Genomic DNA, 16,729 nt, shown 5'->3' on the forward strand with positions numbered 1-16,729 from the left:
TATTCATCTCAACAAAAGAAATAATGAAACTCCTACTCACTACTATAATAACGATTTTCTTCAGCGTTACTTCTTTATCTGTGCGATCGCAGGATGCAACCGGGAAAATTTCCGGGTATGTAAAAGACGAGTCCGGGCAACCAATAATAGCGGCTACAGTAGTGCTGCGTAAGGCATTGGACTCCTCTCTGGTGAAAGCTGCCTTGTCGGACACGGCTGGACTATATTCCTTTGAACAACTTCCTTTCGGTAATTACCTGGTAGTAATTACCAGCATCAGTTACCAGTCACAATGGTTACCATTGCAGCTGGAGCATGCTGTTCAGGAGCTACCAGCTACTATACTCACTACCTCTTCGAAATCATTGTCCGCTGTAACAATAACGGCTAAACGACCTATGATTGAGCAGTTTGCTGATAAAACAGTGGTGAATGTGGAGACGATGGTATCCGCCTCCGGTGGATCTGCCATGGACGTGCTGGAGAAGTCGCCAGGAGTAATGATAGATAAGCAAGGCAATCTATCTATCCGTGGTAAACAGGGCGTGAAAGTATTTATAGATGGCCGTGATTCCTATGTTACCGGTGCTGATTTGGCTGCTATCTTGCGTAACATGCAGGCCAATCAGGTGGACCAGGTAGAAATTATTTCCAATCCATCTGCCAGGTACGACGCGGCAGGTAATGGTGTGATTAATATCCGCACAAAGAAGAGCGCCGCCAGTGGTTTCAACGGGAGCATTGCACTTACTTACCTGCAAGGGCGTTATCCTGGAACAACCCAGCAGCTGACATTTAACTACCGCAGCAAATATATTAACCTGTTTGGAAATGCCGGATATGCGTATAGGAAAGGATTTGAAGATGTATATATTTTAAGAAACTTCAGGACTTCACCAGACGAAATAAAAACTATCTATGATCAGCGCTCCTATACCAGGAACCTGAATAAAAGTTTGAATGCTAAGCTGGGTATCGATCTTTATCTCTCTAACAGTACTACTTTATCTATTGTAGGTAGTGGATTTAATAACCCTTCTTCCACACAAACAGAAAACAGAACGCTGTTAAAAAGCCCTGACGGTAAGGTACAAACTATTGTAGTAGCGCCTGCGGATATGGATGGTAAATGGAATAATGGAGAGGCGAATGTTTCCCTTAAACATAATTTTGATTCCAGTGGTCATGCTATTTCCCTGGAAGGAGGTTATATGAAATATACTACCACCAGTGTGCAGCATTTCAACAATAGCTATTACGACGCTAACAATAACCCGATAGATGCGCCTTCTATATTTATGGCAGATATGCCAGGTAATATACGTATCTACACCGCCAAAGCAGATTACACGCTGCCTTTGAGCCGAACGGTGAAGGTAGAAGCTGGTGCTAAATACAGTGATGTTAGTACGGATAATAATGCACAATATTACCTGTTGCAAAGTGGTAAATGGGTGCGTAGTGATTCACTTAGTAATCACTTTTTGTATAAAGAAAAGGTATTGGCTGGTTATCTTAACTTCAATGGGGCAGGGGAGAGATTTGAGTGGCAAGCCGGCGTGCGTGCAGAACATATGGATATTGCAGGTACACAGATCAACGGTGACAAATCTTTCGCGCGTAATGCCCTGCAGTGGTTCCCGTCCGCACTGGTGGCCTACACGCTGGACAAGCAGAATAAACTCACTGCCAGCTATAGCAGGCGTATTGAGCGGCCGGACTATCGCAGCCTTAACCCATTCAGATTCTATCTGGACCAGTATACTTATGAAGAAGGAAACCCTTACCTGAAGCCGCAGTATAGCAACAACTTTGAACTGAGTCACATATTCATGGATGGTGTACTCACTACCACGTTGCTATATAACAAAACTTCCGATGTAATCCAGGAGGTAGTACAGCAGCGGGCTTCTAGCAATGAAACATTTATACGTCCGGAAAATATCAGTACAAGAAGAGTTGCCGGTATCAATACCAGTGCGCAAATTCCGTTGAGTGATAATGTAACTACTATCTTATATCTCGAATATAACAGCAATAAATATAACGGTAGTATCAATAATGAGCCATTCTCTTTGCAGGCCAATACGTTTTCAGGACAGTTGCGTCAGCAGGTAAAACTACCAGGTAACTGGACGGTGGAGTTGGCAGGACAATATACCTCCCGCGCAATTGATGGTACATTTATTCAACAGCCGATGGGCGTAATAGGAGTAGGGGTACAGAAAGATCTGATGAAGAAGATGCTGACATTACGCCTCACCGGTGTGGATCTTTTCCAATGGGCTAAATATGAGGCCACCAGCCGCTATCAGCTGGTCGATATCTATGCCCTCACCAAGTGGCAAACGCAGGCCCTTCGCTTTGTGGTTACCTATCGTTTCCGCAGTGGCCTCAAAGTAGATGACAGAAGCCAGGAGAAATCCACCACTCCGGAAAAAGACAGGGTGAAAATGAATGAATCAAAGTAAGTCTCCATTTTTTCGTTTTTTAGTATAATGACAAGGTCCCAGATATATTTCAGGGACCTTTTTTGTTTTTTGGAGGATGGGGGAAAAGGACTGGTTTACAGTGTGTTTAACAATGAGTAGGAATCCTTCTATATGTATATATAATCTCCCAGTGACATGATAAGGCAGTAATAGACATTTTTTTTAGATGAAATGTCTGGCGCAGTTTTTTGTCCAGTGAGGAGCAATATCTTGCTAATGGACCAAGATAGTAATAAGTATATTTTTTAATTCCTATCCATCGTTAAAGCGTAAATAAAATTCGGCCAATGTAAAGTTATAATGACCATAAACATTTACCGTTACCTCCTGATTACACCTATTTATACACAGGTAGATCAACGCATATGGAAGGAACTCTCTCGTCATAACAAATATTACTGTTTATGAACAACGTAACACTTCTTATTGAAAATCTGAAGGAAGAATACACGGAACATCCTTTCTTCCTGGCGCTTAAAGATCCCAATAGAACAATAACTGAAAAATTGTCGTTTCTTCCTGAGATGGCTTATTTTATTATGAGCTTCGGGGATCTGAATAAATATATACTACCTTATGCTAACCCTATTGATGACTTGCAGGAGGCGGTAACTATACATGCCAAAGAGGATGAAGCGCATTGGCCCTGGTACCTAATGGACTTGGAGGAGCTGGGATTTAATAAAGAAGTAAAATTGACGACATTCCTTAAAGATGTTTGGTCGGAAAAATATGCTTCAAGCCGTAGACTTTTATATGAGTTGATTGAACTGACGACAGGACAGTCCGCAGCTGTGAAATTAGCTGTCATTGAAATGATAGAGGCTACAGGCAGTGTGTTTTTTACCTCAGTTTATGCTCTCCTGGAAAGGGAGCGACCTGAATACACAACTAAATTATTATATCTTGGTGATCATCATCTTAGTCGTGAAACGGGTCACACAATGGGATCTGATGATTTTCTTCTGGAAAATTTGTCATTTAATGCGGATGAATTTGCAGTGGCTGAAGAAAGAATCAGGAAAACTTATGCTGCTTTTCGGAGATTCATGGATCAATATGTTGCTAATTGATAAGTCCTGTTTCTACAAAATACCACTTGCCAGAAAGTGCCTTGTGCCAAATGGGGCAACTGTCAGGGCCAGACCTGCTATGGTTAATTGCTGCAGAATCTCTTCCAGCGTGAATGCAGCCAGTAATGAATTGTAAAAATCTTCCTTTAATATGTCTGCCTCATTTGCGGCAACCGTTTCTACTATACTTCTGGCTTCATCTGCCGCATGCGGTCTCAACAAGTCCATTACATAAACCATCGTACCTGATTTTGCAAACCTTTTTATTTCTCTCCAGAAATGAAGTGGCGCTGGCAAGTGATGTAACATGTCCTTGGAGATAATGATGTCAAAATGAATATCTCCTAGAATAGTTTCCAATCCGGGGATTTTGCCCTGTTTTAATTCTACCTGTTTTTGAACCAGTTGTTTTTGAATTCGGGTTGTTGCAATATCCAACATTTCTTTGGATGCATCAACGGCTGTAATATGGAGTCTGTTATTTAGTTTCGCCAAAGTAACCGGAATGTCTGCTGGGCCACATCCCAAATCCAGGATAGTTGTTGCAGTAGATGGTAGATTGCTATTTATGCGATCAATGAATAACTGGTTGGAAGCCTTAAAGTCGGCTTCAGCATAGGCACTTACGGCATCTGTATCGTCCATTACTTCTTTTTCCAATTTTCTTTTCATGTAGTAAAAGATGAGGGTGAGGAATTTTATAGATTTTAAGGTAAAAAAAGCTAGTGTTATGAAAAGGGTATTGAGAATAATTTATGCTAAGTACTGGTTGTGATTTCATAAACATATAGTTTTATATTCTCAGCGTCAAATGTTCGGCTCAGGTTTTTTATATACTTTTTAAAATTTTTTATTATTTGTCAAAAAGACATTTAATTATATAGTAGCTGTAAATACCCTCTGGGTAAGCGATTGGATATCTATATCTGGAATATTTTGCTTTACAAGTACGTAATAACCATTTGCGTCTTTGTATAATTTGGGTATTTTTACTACATGCACAACGATATTCCCGGATTACAAGAAAGAATATACGGTGGTGACACACAGGCATTTAAAGAATTGTATGACTACTTCTGTACTCCGTTGCTACAGCTAGCCATGGCTATAGTTCACAATAGAGAATTAGCGGAAGAAATAGTGGCAGATGTTTTTATTGCCGTATGGAAAAAAAAAGAAGGTCTCTATCAGGCCAGCAACCTGAAATGGTATCTCTATGCAGCCACACGCAACATTGCAATTAACTATCTGCGCAAATATGCGCATAGAAAGACGCTTTATTTAGATGAAGCCTATTTACCTGAATATGAGGTGAACCCTGAAGCACAACTCATTAGTAATGAAATGATGCAGCACATCAACAGGGCAATTCATGAACTGCCGCCGCAGTGCCGTCTCATCTTTAAATTGGTGAAAGAAGATGGACTCAAATACCGCGAAGTAGCCATACTACTGAATATCTCCATAAAAACAGTAGAAAACCAGGTAGGCATTGCTCTAAAAAAACTGACCAAAATGAAAGCACTCTTAATCGCTTCATTACCTGGTGCCCAATAATCTTCTCCCAAAAAATTTCCTGCCTGTTTAGGGGTATTTCTGTTTTCCTGTTGTCTTATACCCTAGGATGCTTTTAATCCAATCATTTTCAATAATACTATGAGCAACGACCATATATGGATATTACTAGGAAAACAGTTAAGTGGAGAAATATCTTCTGCGGAGCTATCTGAATTGGAAGCCTTACTGAAGGAAGATCCTGACGTAGCTGCATCCAGCGAGTTTGCCGCCAATATTTGGCAAACCCCGATACAGGAAACAAGAAATGCCCGCAATAGTGAAAGCCGTATATGGGATGCCGTAAAACCGCAACTGCGCCCACACGGTTATCGTCCGGTAATGCGTACGTTGTTGACTGCCGCTGCCGCTGCTGCGGTAATATCCGTTGCATGGATAGGATGGCAACAGATACGTGGCACCACGCCGGTATTGCAGCAAGTCAGCGCTGCTGCCGAAAAATCTAAGGTCATACTCCCTGATGGCTCAATAGTGTGGCTCAACGCCAACACGCAACTTGATTATGACAGCAATAGTTTTGGAAAGAAATATCGGGAAATAACGCTTCGTGGGGAAGCCTTCTTTGATATTGCAAAAAGTGAAGGGGCTCCCTTTGTTATACATGCGGGTAAAATTGATATTCGCGTATTAGGCACCGCTTTTAACGTAAAGGCCTATACGAATGATAGTGCGGTGTATACTACGCTGGTCCGTGGAAAAATTGCCGTATCGTTCCAGGGGAAAACGATTGTGATGCGACCTGAGGAAAAATTAACCGTGCCTGTAATCCAGCAATCATCCGCCTTTCAGCCAACACCTCTGCATAAAGATAGCAGCGGTCAGCTTCCTGAAATATCCTGGTTAAATAATAAACTGACTTTTGACAACGAGTCTTTTGGTACCCTGGCTAATAAAATGAGTAACTGGTATGGTGTCACCCTTCATTTCGAATCTCCCGACCTACAGCAATTAAGGTTTTCCGGCATCATCGATACAGAATCAATAGACGAGGCATTGAAAATGCTGCAACTATCAAAACCTTTTCATTTCCTGATCAACGGAAAAGAAGTGTATATCCGTAATTAATATCATATTCTTCATCTTTCAAAAATACATGTTATGACCTAAAAGAAATACGTAATTACTTAGTCTACTTTCCTTCACCCTTTCACATTCCATGTTATGAAAATAATGTTCCTATGGGCTTTTAAAAAAAGCCTGCATAGCGGTCTGCCATGTATGCTCCTCCTGGCATTACTGGTTATCCGCATCCTGCCTGCTTATGCTACAACTACACCGCAGGAAAAAATCAGCATCTCCCTGGAAAAAGTCAGCATTAAAACGGTGCTGAAAACTATACAACAAAAAAGTCACTACCGCCTGATCTATAGTGATGATATTCTCCCGGAAAAACCACCTGTATCTATACATGCAGAAAATGCCACCGTGGAACAAGTGCTGGCACAAGCATTTACTGGTACTACATTACGTTATGCCTCCATGGAGAATAATGTTATTGTAATTGCTTCGAAAGAAGCCCGCGTCATCAAAATAAGTGGCACTGTAACAAATGAACGTGGCGATCTGCTTATTGGCGTGTCTGTAAAAATTAAAGGTACCAATATTGGTGCGATGACGAATGAAAAAGGTCATTTTGAACTGCAAGCTACGGCAGGTGTTACGCTGGTATTTAGTTATGTAGGCTACGAACAAATCGAAATCGTAAGTACGGCTGACCCCATCAATATTATCATGAAAGAGAGTTCCAGTGGTTTGAATGAAGTAGTAGTGGTGGGCTACGGCACACAGAAAAAAACATCTTCAACCGCTTCGGTATCTGCTGTACAAGGAAAGGAACTGGCGAAATCGCCGGTTACAAATATCTCTAATTCACTGGCAGGAAATGTGGCCGGTATTAGCATGCGCCCTAACGGCGGACAGCCAGGCAGAGATAATCCGGATATTCATATCAGGGGCATCGCTACTACTGGCAATAATGCTCCGCTCATTGTCGTGGATGGTATCATACGGAATAATATCAACGAGATTTCTCCCAGCTCCATCGCTTCCGTTACGGTGTTGAAAGATGCCGCTGCTGTTGCGCCTTACGGACTAGGAGGCGCCAATGGTGTAATCCTTATCACTACAAAACGTGGACAAGCAGGTATACCGTCGTTTTCGCTCAACACCTACTATGGCTGGCAAACACCTACCTATTATCCTAAAATGCTAAACGCACAGGATTATATGCGCCTTCGTAACGAAGCTTATTTGAATGAAAACCCCGGTGGTACACAGCTTCCTTTTGCAGAGGATTTCATTAATAATTATGCCAGCATGAATGCAAAGGATCCTGATAAGTATCCTATCAGCAATACGAAAGACCTGGTACGTATGCAGGCGCCCATGCAAAATTATAATATGCAATTAAGCGGCGGTACCAAAGTAGTAAGATATTATGCCGGTCTTGGTTACCTTAACCAGGATGGTATGTTTGCCCCTGTGAATTACAAGCGTTATGATTATAACGTAAACATGGAAATAAGTGCCACCTCTACCACTACGGTGTCTATGTCACTTATTGGCGCCATCGAAAAAACCAACAGTGTGGATGCTGCTACCACGCCAGGACAGTTGTTTCGTAGTGCGTACAAACTGATTCCTATTACGAATCTCTATTATAGTAATGGCCTGTGGGGTGAATTTGCCGGCAACTCTCCGGTGGGAATACTTAATGCCGGGTACTCTCATCGCAATGCTACATCGCTGCTCACCACACTTGCTGTGGAACAGCAACTACCATTCATTAAAGGACTGAGCATTAAAGGGACCTTCAGCTATGATCCCAACGATGCAATGGTGAAAGGATGGCATACGCCGTTCTATTTTTACTCACAAAATACTTCCACTACCCCTTACACCTATACGAAACAGATATCTACTTCAGAGGGGAATGCGGCACCTTATACCTGGCTGAATCAGGAATATGCCAAAAACCAGTATTATACCTACCAGGGATTTTTAAATTACCATAATACCTTCGGTAAACATGACATCACTGGCCTGCTCGTAGCGGAAGCCCGCAAGAATGACTCTACTGGCTTCTCTGCACGACGTAATAATTTTGCAGTGAACATCGATGAGCTGGGCATGGGTAGCTCCAATAAGAATGATTTTGATAACAATGGCTCAACGATAACTGGTAGTCAACTTGGCTTTGTATACCGCTTCGGTTACATCTATGATCATAAGTATCTTTTTGAGGCAGCTGGCCGGTATGATGGTCACTACTATTTCGCTCCCGGCAAGCGCTGGGGCTATTTTCCGGCCTTCTCTGCCGGTTGGATCGTTTCTGAAGAAAAATTTATGGCTGATCATCCTTCGGTACTGAACTATCTCAAATTGAGAGGATCATGGGGGAAATCAGGGAACCTGGCCGGATCGGCTTTCCAATACCTGAATGGCTATAATTTATACGGTAATGCCTATGCTTTTGGTAACGGTAACATGGTACAAGGATCCAATATTACTACGGAACCAAATCCTAATATCACCTGGGAGATATCTACCAAAACGGATGTAGGAGTAGATGCTTCATTTTGGGACGGGCTACTTACACTCGAGTTGGATTATTTTCATGAAAGAAGAACAGGTATGCTACTGCCTCCGGCAGTGACGGTTCCGGTAGAATATGGTCTGAATCTTTCTGATGAAAATGAGGGGATCATGGTTAACCATGGTATTGAAGTGGTGGTAGGTACCCATCATCGTTTTTCGAATGGAATCCAGCTAAATCTGACTGGTAATTTCAGTTATGCGAAGAATAAAATGGTGCAGATATTTGAGACGGCTGCCACCCGTGATAATCCAAACCGTAGTAGAACAGGCAGGCCTTTGGGTACTCAATTCGGGTATCGGTCACTAGGCCTTTTTTCGCAGGCGGATGATAAGAATCATGATGGCATCATTAACAGTGATGATGGCTACAATGTTACCCAGTTTGGTGTGCTGCATCCCGGCGATATCCGCTATGCGGATATCAGTGGTCCGGATGGAAAACCCGATGGAAAAATAGATGCCTATGATGAAGTCGTGATCGGTAACCCTGTGTATCCTTTTATCACATACGGCTTTACACCCAGCATATCATGGAAAGGGTTTGACCTTAGTTTATTCTTCCAGGGATCAGCATTGTCTGGTTTGAATATCCGTGGGTTCCAGACGGTTCCATTTAACAACAACAATAGTAATTCAGCATATGAATACTATAATAATCACTGGACACCGAATACACAAGATGCCAGATATCCACGTGCCAACCAGTCGCCCTACGCTAATAACACCCAGAATTCCGATTTCTGGATAATGAAAACAGGTTACCTGCGTTTAAAAACGGCGGTATTGGGTTATACGCTTCCTGCCCGTGTTTCCAAAGCGATGAAGATGCAGCGTCTCCGTTGCTATTTCTCCGGACAAAATCTCCTCACCATCAGCAAAATGAAATTCATGGATCCGGAAGTAGGCTACACTGATCTGGAAACAGCCTATCCAAACCAAAAGGTATTTGTGTTCGGACTAAATGTCACTTTTTAGATTCATCCTGTTAAACGAGCTAATATGAAACAATATATCAAGCTGTTACCGGTTGCCATAATGTTATTCAGTATGTTCTCCTGTAATAAAGATTTCCTGGAGAATACCAATAAATCAAAACTTACGGATGCCACGCAGTGGAGCACAGAAGGTAATGCCGATCTTTTTCTCAATGATATTTACAGCGCGTTACCCAATTATTGGAACCAGCCGGAAAACCTGGACAACTTCACAGACGATAATGATGCTGGCTTTTACTATACTTCCTATAACTGGAAACAAGGTATTGTAGTCGCCTCTTCAAACGATTATACGATATGGGGAGGTATCACTGGTTCCGGAGATCTCACCAACTGGACAACTACCTTTACCAACATCCGCAAGTGTAATACCTTCATTGCTGAAGTACGTAAATATTCCGGCAACTTCTCACCAGAGTGGTTAAACAAACGACTGGACGAAGCCCGGTTTCTCCGTGCTTTCTTTTACAGTGAGTTGTGGATGCATATTGGTGGATTACCTATTATTACAACTCCTGCAGACAGGAATACGATGGACAGCGCTGCTGTATATACGCCCAGAAGCACCTTTGCGGCCACTGTTGACTTTATCACTACTCAACTTGATTCCATCGTTAAAGGCGGCCACCTGGAAGCAAAATACAATAAAGGCGATGCCAATGCCGGCCGTGCTACACTGGGTGCGGCGCTGGCCTTAAAAGGATGGGCAGAGTTATATGCCGCGAGTCCGGCATTCAACGATGCACAACCCGCTGCTGGCAACGATCCTAACAAGGTAGCAGGTTACAATAACTACGACGGACAGCGCTGGGTCCAGGCTGCCACTACCTTCAAGCAATTCATTGACCTTTATGGCAACGGTAAAGTATACGACCTGTTTCCAAATACTGCCGCCATCTGGTATGAAGCGAATAAATACAATGCAGAAGTAGTATGGGATCGACAGGTGGTTGCGAACATCATGGGCTCCTCATTTGAACAATATGGCGGCCCTGTGTGGATTAACGGGGTTTACTATACCTGGGGAAACTATTGCCCAACACAGGAACTGGTAGATCAGTTTTATATGGCCAATGGCAAACCCATTACCGACCCAACTTCTGGCTATGATCCGCAACACCCATATATTGGCCGTGAGAAACGCTTCTACGACTGGATCGTATATGACGGCGCGCCTTATAAAATGGACTGGATGGATAAAGGAGATACGATATATACCCGCATCGACAGAGTGAACCCTTCTAAAAACCAGATTGATTTTGGTACAGATGATGTAAGCAATACAGCGTATTATTTTAAAAAGCGGCTAAACCCACTGGTACGGCCTGGTGGCGGTGCTGTAAGCGGCGCTAATTTTATTTATTATCGCTATGCAGAAGTATTGCTGGGATATGCAGAAGCACAGAACGAAGCAGTAGGGCCTGATGCAACTGTATACGATGCCATTAACCAGGTCAGAAGAAGATCCAATCTGCCCAACCTCGCACCAGGGCTTTCCCAGACAGAAATGCGCACTGCTATATACCAGGAAAGAAGAGTAGAGCTTTGTTTTGAAAACAAACGTTTCTATGATATTATCCGCTGGAAAACCGCCAATACTGTTATGAATGTAGATAAGCACGCCATGAAGATCTCGAATACAGTACCCGAAAACAATTCAGGTGTGTGGAAATATGAAATCGTACCGTTGAACCATCCACATGTGTTCACGCAGAAAATGTACCTTAATCCGGTACCGCAGGATGCGATAGACCGCAACCCAAGAATTGTGCAGAACCCTGGGTATTAACAGGGGTATCTGTTCTTAAATAAAAAGCAGGAATAGCCGACGCCAAAGGCTATTCCTGCTTTTTATTTAAGAAAAATTATGATGGAAGAATCAGGAAAGATGCAAAATTAAACACCTGTTGTTTTGGCTTTACCGCCTGTTTTATTTTTTGTGTACCGGAATTGTTGTGTTGTTAGTGTTCCAAATCATAGTAGATATTGGCCGGATATGACGTGTGATTGTCCTTTTCACATTATTGCTTGAGGGGTAATTTTGCCCTGATGACCAGAAAAATTGTATTCGTAATTCCTCCATTAGTAGAGCTGCTTGACCTGGCAGGGCCAGTTCAGGTATTTCGCGAAGCTAGCCTCCAAGGTATTGATATAGACGTTGGATTTTATGCTTTGGAGAAGCAGCCTGTGAGTGCTGTAGGACTTCCTTTTGGGAAAATTAGCAACTATAAGAAAGCGGAACTGAATGCGGGCGATTATGTCTTTATTCCTGGCTTCTATTTTGAAGGCCTTAAAAGACGGCCTCATGTTGAGAAGCCATTCTTTAAATGGCTGAGGAACTGTTCAGATCAGCATGTCAATATATGCGCCGTATGTAACGCTGCATTTATTTTAGGTAGCGCTGGACTGTTGGATCATAAGGAGTGCACCACCCATTGGAGAAGTACAGATTTACTCAAATCTATGTTTCCGCAAGCACAGATAGTTACCAATGTCTTATTTGTTAAAAGTATGAATATCTATACCAGTGCCGGTATTAGCTCTGGAATAGATATGGCCTTGTCTATCATTGAAGAATGGAAAGGTCCGTTGATAGCCAATAATGTTTCACGCGCACTGTTGATATATTACCGCAGAGATGCTAGGCACAGCCAAAGTAATATCTATCTGGATTACAGAAATCACCTCAACCCTAAAATTCATGAGTTGCAGGATTACATGATTTCCCATCTCAACCAGCATCTGACAATAGAAAAGATGGCTGATCTGATTAATAGCAGTGTTAGAAATCTGAGTAGGATATTCAAAGAGGCTTCTGGCATAACCATTCACGACTACCTAACCCAGTTAAGAGTAGAAAAAGCAGTAACGCTACGTAATAATCCAACATATACCATAACTAAAATTGCCGCTGAATGTGGATTTAGGTCTGCACGGCAATTACAAAGAATTCTTAGAAAATATAGCCAACATGAAAAATAGAAAATTATCACTTGTTACAATACTATTGATTGGAGTAATGGTGACCTGGTTTTTTTATGCGTGTGCTCCTGTGCGGGAGTTTATGCATTGGAAGTCCTATAATGGAAATCCTTCTTTTAATCTTTCCCAACCGGGTTATGTTTCAACTAAAAAGAGTATAATACTTATTGCTGATACTGAAGGTACAGAGATCTTCGACTTATTGGCGCCGTATTACCTATTTAGTGCCACTGAACAGGCAAATGTATATGTAGTCGCGGAGAAAAAGGCACCAGTCATTATCCGCAAAGGGTTTTTCCTGATACCACATTTTTCTTTTGAGGAGTTTGATAGAGCGGGTATTCAGGCTAATGTTATCGTTATTCCTAATCTCTCAGCTATGGATTCCCGTCATCAAAATCCTGTGATTGTCAACTGGATCAAAAATCATTATAATGATTCTACTGTTATGCTATCCGTATGTGATGGCGCATTAACAGCTGCTGCAACAGGTATTTACGATGGTATGCCACTCACCGCTCATGCATCTGATTATGAAAGTATCAGGAAACAATTTGCCAAACCTAGGTGGGTAAATGATAAGCGTGTAACCCACCACGGTGGATTATATAGTACTGCCGGTGTGTCTAATGCTACTGCCGGAGCATTGGCTATCATTGACACGCTTTTTGGACGGGCAACGATGCTAGGCGTAAGTAACTTAATCAATTACACAACTGCGCCAGGTCTCACTACTCACAACAGTATTCCAATAAGTTTAGGAGATAAATTGGCTATCGGCAGAAAAGTATTATTTGAGAAAAATAGAAAAGTAGGAGTTTTGCTGCAAGATGGGGATAATGAACTGGAATTGGCTGCAATTCTGGATACATATAATCGTACCTTCCCCAAATCCCTGGAAAGTATTACTTTAACCGGTAATAGTATCAGGACTAAATATGGACTAACCTTATTGCCCACTACTAGATTTGATGAATTTGAACCAGATGAACTTCATGTGCTGCATTCATCAGAACTTCTGTCAAATAGTCCTTATTTAAAAGATCCTTCAATCATTGTCAGGTATAACAGACAGGAACCATTATATATTATAGATGAATGTCTGGATAGAATCACCTCTCAATATGGTAGACGATTTACTAAAGTAGTAAAACGTCTGCTTGACTATAATTGATATGTTATTAGTGAAAAATGACAGATAGCACATGGCTGCCTTTAAAAGCTAATCATATCCATTTGCTTCTTGTAATTTCCCGGCGACATCCCCGTAATTGTTTTAAAGATCTTAGAGAAATAAAATACATTTTCAAAACCTGTATGGGTGGCAATTTCCGCAAACGTCATCTGCGTGGTAATCATTAAGTATTGCGCCCGCTCAATTCTCTTTTCATGTATATACTTTACTGGTCGTTCTCCGGTGTGTTGAAAGAACAAGCGGGAGAAATAGTCTGCATGCAGGTTGGCTCTTTTAGCCAGGAGACTTACTGATAGGTCATTTGGTAAGTTTAATTGAATATAACTAATCGCATTGAGGATTTTTGGCGGCACCTGAGATGAATCGTTGGACTTAAATACCTCCTGCGTTAAAAAACGGGACATCAACTGTAGCAATATGCCATGTGTCTCCGTAAATACAGCGTTACTTTGACGGTGATTCAGTTCTTGATAGGCTTTATAAACAGCATTTTTTTCATAAACCTTTGGATTGTCTGATCCGTCGATACCTCTGCCTGGATTGATTTCCAGCAATCGCTTAAAATTCAGGATATCAATTTTTGTGGCCTTTACTTTTAAAATAGCGCGGTTATTTTCAAATAGTGATATACCATCAGAGGATTCTTCAAAGCACTGAACGAAATACTGACTAAGGTAGTGCGGGCAATACAGGTTACATAATGTAAAGCTGGGTATAATATATAGAAAGCCGGGTTCCAGCCGTACTTTTGTGGACGCATCCCATATTTCTCCTTCCCCTTCATCTATGTAATATATCCTGAAATAGGGACTGATTACATTCTTGTAGTTCCATTTGGAGCCAAGCTTTACATGGTCAATATTCAGTAAAGTAAATGTATGTTTTAGTACTCTTTTAATCATACTGGAAATAATAACTGCAGGTTTAGATGATTGTGTTGTATAGTCTTTACTGGTATATGTCTTAATGATTTGTTTTATAGATAATATTACTATTTATTGAAGGTTAGTCTTTTTAAAATATCGGATTTGTATAAAAGAAAGTCCAATTTGATTAAATATAGAACAATTAATTCGGAGTAAGTTTGACTAATTGATTGTCTGCCAGTTTTACTGCTTGTATAATCAGTCTATTAAAATAAATTCCATGAAAAGAAGAACGCTGATAAAGGGCCTGGCCACAGGACTCACCTCTATATATCTGTCTAAAGTTTATGCCAACAGTCTAGTGACTCAACCCAATCCACGTATGGCGCCAGGTCCCTTTCAGCCTACCTGGGATTCTTTAGCGCAATACCAGGTTCCAGATTGGTTTAGAGATGCCAAATTTGGAATATGGGCACACTGGGGCCCGCAATGCCAGCCAGAACGCGGGGATTGGTATGCCCGCGGCATGTACCAGGAGGGGAGTGATCAATATAAATATCATATTCAGAAATATGGGCATCCTTCCAAATTTGGCTTCAAGGATGTAATAAATGAGTGGAAAGCAGAGAACTGGCGTCCGGAAGAGTTGCTCAGCTTATATAAAAATGCTGGTGCGAAATACTTCATGGCCCTGGCGAATCACCATGATAATTTTGATCTGTACGACAGCCAATACCATTCCTGGAATTCCACCAAATTAGGGCCTAAGAAGGATATTGTAGGAGGTTGGGCGAAAGCTGCGAAGCAGCAAGGCTTGCGCTTTGGTGTTACCGTGCATGCTTCTCATGCCTGGACATGGTACGAGGTGGCACAGCGTGCAGATAAAAGCGGGCCATATGCAGGCATTCCTTATGATGGTAAACTGACGAAGGCAGATGGCAATGGTAAATGGTGGAATGGATTTGATCCGCAAACGCTCTATGCACAAAATCATCCTTTAAGTAAAGGTAGTCTGGAGGACAACTCACTAACCAGTACCGGACAGTGGGGTTGGGGAAATGGCGCCAGTGTACCAGACAAACCTTACTGCGATAATTTTGTCAACCGCACACTCGATCTTATCGATAAATACGGACCAGAACTTGTTTATTTTGATGATGATGCGCTGCCGCTTTGGCCGGTAAATGATGCCGGGCTTAAAATTGCCGCACATCTCTATAATACCAATATTAAGAAACATGGCAAATTGCAGGCAGGCCTGTTTGGTAAACACCTCAACGAGCAACAACGTAATTGCATGATCTGGGATATTGAGCGTGGGCAAAGCAATCAGATAGAACCACTGCCATGGCAAACGGATACCTGTATTGGCGAGTGGCATTATGATCGCCGCGTCTTCGAAAGAAAAGGTTATAAAACAGCCAAAACCGTTATTCATTCCCTGGTGGATATAGTGAGTAAAAATGGTAATCTTTTACTGAATGTTCCTTTGCGGGGCGATGGTAGTATTGATAGTGAGGAGCGTGCAGTGGTAGAACAAATTGCCGATTGGATGAAGGTAAATGGAGAAGCGATCTTCAGTACACGTCCGTGGCATTTATTTGGAGAAGGCCCTGCTACTGCATCTGTGGCCGGTTTGAATGCTTATGGATTCAATGAAGGACAAGGAAAACCATTTGTAGCGGAAGATATTCGTTTTACCACTAAAGGGAAAACACTTTACGCGACCATGTTGGGATGGCCTGAAAACAATGCCATAACAGTAAAGGCCCTCGCTGCAAGTAACCAGGCAGGAAAAGTAAAGCAAGTGAGCCTGCTGGGAAATGGCCACCTGAAATTTCAGCAAAACACGGAGGGACTGACGGTACAACTTCCTGAAAACCGCCCTTGCAAAGAGGCCTTTGTATTGAAAATAGAAGGAGCAATCGTTTAATTGTATAATAAAACGTATATG

Annotated in this window: 11 protein-coding genes; 9 read left to right on the top strand and 2 right to left on the bottom strand. The window is 42.0% G+C overall.

Features of this window, described 5'->3' with window-relative positions:
• The first annotated feature begins 23 nt into the window (after nucleotides 1–23).
• Nucleotides 24–2,471, top strand: coding sequence for a TonB-dependent receptor domain-containing protein (locus tag ACE38W_RS16610; protein WP_375832373.1), 2,448 nt, complete (start codon nucleotides 24–26; stop codon nucleotides 2,469–2,471).
• 425 nt (nucleotides 2,472–2,896) lie between these two features.
• Nucleotides 2,897–3,565 (top strand): hypothetical protein, encoded by a 669-nt coding sequence (locus tag ACE38W_RS16615; protein WP_375832374.1) that lies wholly within the window; start codon nucleotides 2,897–2,899, stop codon nucleotides 3,563–3,565.
• A gap of 12 nt (nucleotides 3,566–3,577) precedes the next feature.
• Here ACE38W_RS16615 and ACE38W_RS16620 read toward each other — a convergent pair whose 3' ends face one another.
• Complete coding sequence (locus tag ACE38W_RS16620) at nucleotides 3,578–4,237, bottom strand: class I SAM-dependent methyltransferase (RefSeq protein ID WP_375832375.1); 660 nt, start codon at nucleotides 4,235–4,237, stop codon at nucleotides 3,578–3,580.
• A gap of 324 nt (nucleotides 4,238–4,561) precedes the next feature.
• Here ACE38W_RS16620 and ACE38W_RS16625 point away from each other — a divergent pair, with 324 nt between their 5' ends.
• The 6 genes from ACE38W_RS16625 (at nucleotide 4,562) to ACE38W_RS16650 (ending at nucleotide 13,888) form a co-directional block, all read left to right on the top strand.
• Nucleotides 4,562–5,122, top strand: coding sequence for an RNA polymerase sigma-70 factor (locus ACE38W_RS16625; protein ID WP_375832376.1), 561 nt, complete (start codon nucleotides 4,562–4,564; stop codon nucleotides 5,120–5,122).
• A gap of 99 nt (nucleotides 5,123–5,221) precedes the next feature.
• Entirely contained in the window at nucleotides 5,222–6,205 is a 984-nt protein-coding gene (locus ACE38W_RS16630) for a FecR family protein (RefSeq protein ID WP_375832377.1), read from the top strand.
• Nucleotides 6,206–6,301: 96 nt separating this feature from the next.
• The gene (locus tag ACE38W_RS16635; protein ID WP_375832378.1) at nucleotides 6,302–9,712 is read left to right on the top strand and encodes a TonB-dependent receptor; all 3,411 of its coding nucleotides are present in this window, start codon (nucleotides 6,302–6,304) and stop codon (nucleotides 9,710–9,712) included.
• A gap of 24 nt (nucleotides 9,713–9,736) precedes the next feature.
• Nucleotides 9,737–11,521, top strand: coding sequence for a RagB/SusD family nutrient uptake outer membrane protein (locus tag ACE38W_RS16640; RefSeq protein WP_375832379.1), 1,785 nt, complete (start codon nucleotides 9,737–9,739; stop codon nucleotides 11,519–11,521).
• A gap of 260 nt (nucleotides 11,522–11,781) precedes the next feature.
• Entirely contained in the window at nucleotides 11,782–12,714 is a 933-nt protein-coding gene (locus ACE38W_RS16645) for a GlxA family transcriptional regulator (RefSeq protein WP_375832380.1), read from the top strand.
• Nucleotides 12,704–13,888, top strand: coding sequence for a DJ-1/PfpI family protein (locus ACE38W_RS16650; RefSeq protein ID WP_375832381.1), 1,185 nt, complete (start codon nucleotides 12,704–12,706; stop codon nucleotides 13,886–13,888). Before ACE38W_RS16645 ends, ACE38W_RS16650 begins: the two co-directional genes overlap by 11 nt.
• Before the next feature lie 41 nt (nucleotides 13,889–13,929).
• On the opposite strand, the gene ACE38W_RS16655 is transcribed toward ACE38W_RS16650, so the two are convergent.
• Nucleotides 13,930–14,811: a helix-turn-helix domain-containing protein gene (locus ACE38W_RS16655; RefSeq protein WP_375832382.1), complete on the bottom strand. Its 882-nt coding sequence runs from the start codon at nucleotides 14,809–14,811 to the stop codon at nucleotides 13,930–13,932.
• 244 nt (nucleotides 14,812–15,055) lie between these two features.
• Here ACE38W_RS16655 and ACE38W_RS16660 point away from each other — a divergent pair, with 244 nt between their 5' ends.
• Nucleotides 15,056–16,708: an alpha-L-fucosidase gene (locus ACE38W_RS16660; protein ID WP_375832383.1), complete on the top strand. Its 1,653-nt coding sequence runs from the start codon at nucleotides 15,056–15,058 to the stop codon at nucleotides 16,706–16,708.
• Nucleotides 16,709–16,729 lie beyond the last annotated feature (21 nt).

It is taken from the genome of Chitinophaga sp. Hz27, assembly GCF_042263525.1.
GTDB lineage: Bacteria > Bacteroidota > Bacteroidia > Chitinophagales > Chitinophagaceae > Chitinophaga.

Bases quoted from the DNA above. Each gene is read 5' to 3' on its own strand.
- ACE38W_RS16630 (WP_375832377.1), top strand. From the start codon at position 5,222: ATGAGCAACGACCATATATGGATATTACTAGGAAAACAGTTAAGTGGA.
- ACE38W_RS16635 (WP_375832378.1), top strand. From the start codon at position 6,302: ATGAAAATAATGTTCCTATGGGCTTTTAAAAAAAGCCTGCATAGCGGT.
- ACE38W_RS16640 (WP_375832379.1), top strand. From the start codon at position 9,737: ATGAAACAATATATCAAGCTGTTACCGGTTGCCATAATGTTATTCAGT.
- ACE38W_RS16610 (WP_375832373.1), top strand. From the start codon at position 24: ATGAAACTCCTACTCACTACTATAATAACGATTTTCTTCAGCGTTACT.
- ACE38W_RS16620 (WP_375832375.1), bottom strand. From the start codon at position 4,237: ATGAAAAGAAAATTGGAAAAAGAAGTAATGGACGATACAGATGCCGTA.
- ACE38W_RS16660 (WP_375832383.1), top strand. From the start codon at position 15,056: ATGAAAAGAAGAACGCTGATAAAGGGCCTGGCCACAGGACTCACCTCT.
- ACE38W_RS16625 (WP_375832376.1), top strand. From the start codon at position 4,562: ATGCACAACGATATTCCCGGATTACAAGAAAGAATATACGGTGGTGAC.
- ACE38W_RS16655 (WP_375832382.1), bottom strand. From the start codon at position 14,811: ATGATTAAAAGAGTACTAAAACATACATTTACTTTACTGAATATTGAC.
- ACE38W_RS16645 (WP_375832380.1), top strand. From the start codon at position 11,782: ATGACCAGAAAAATTGTATTCGTAATTCCTCCATTAGTAGAGCTGCTT.
- ACE38W_RS16650 (WP_375832381.1), top strand. From the start codon at position 12,704: ATGAAAAATAGAAAATTATCACTTGTTACAATACTATTGATTGGAGTA.
- ACE38W_RS16615 (WP_375832374.1), top strand. From the start codon at position 2,897: ATGAACAACGTAACACTTCTTATTGAAAATCTGAAGGAAGAATACACG.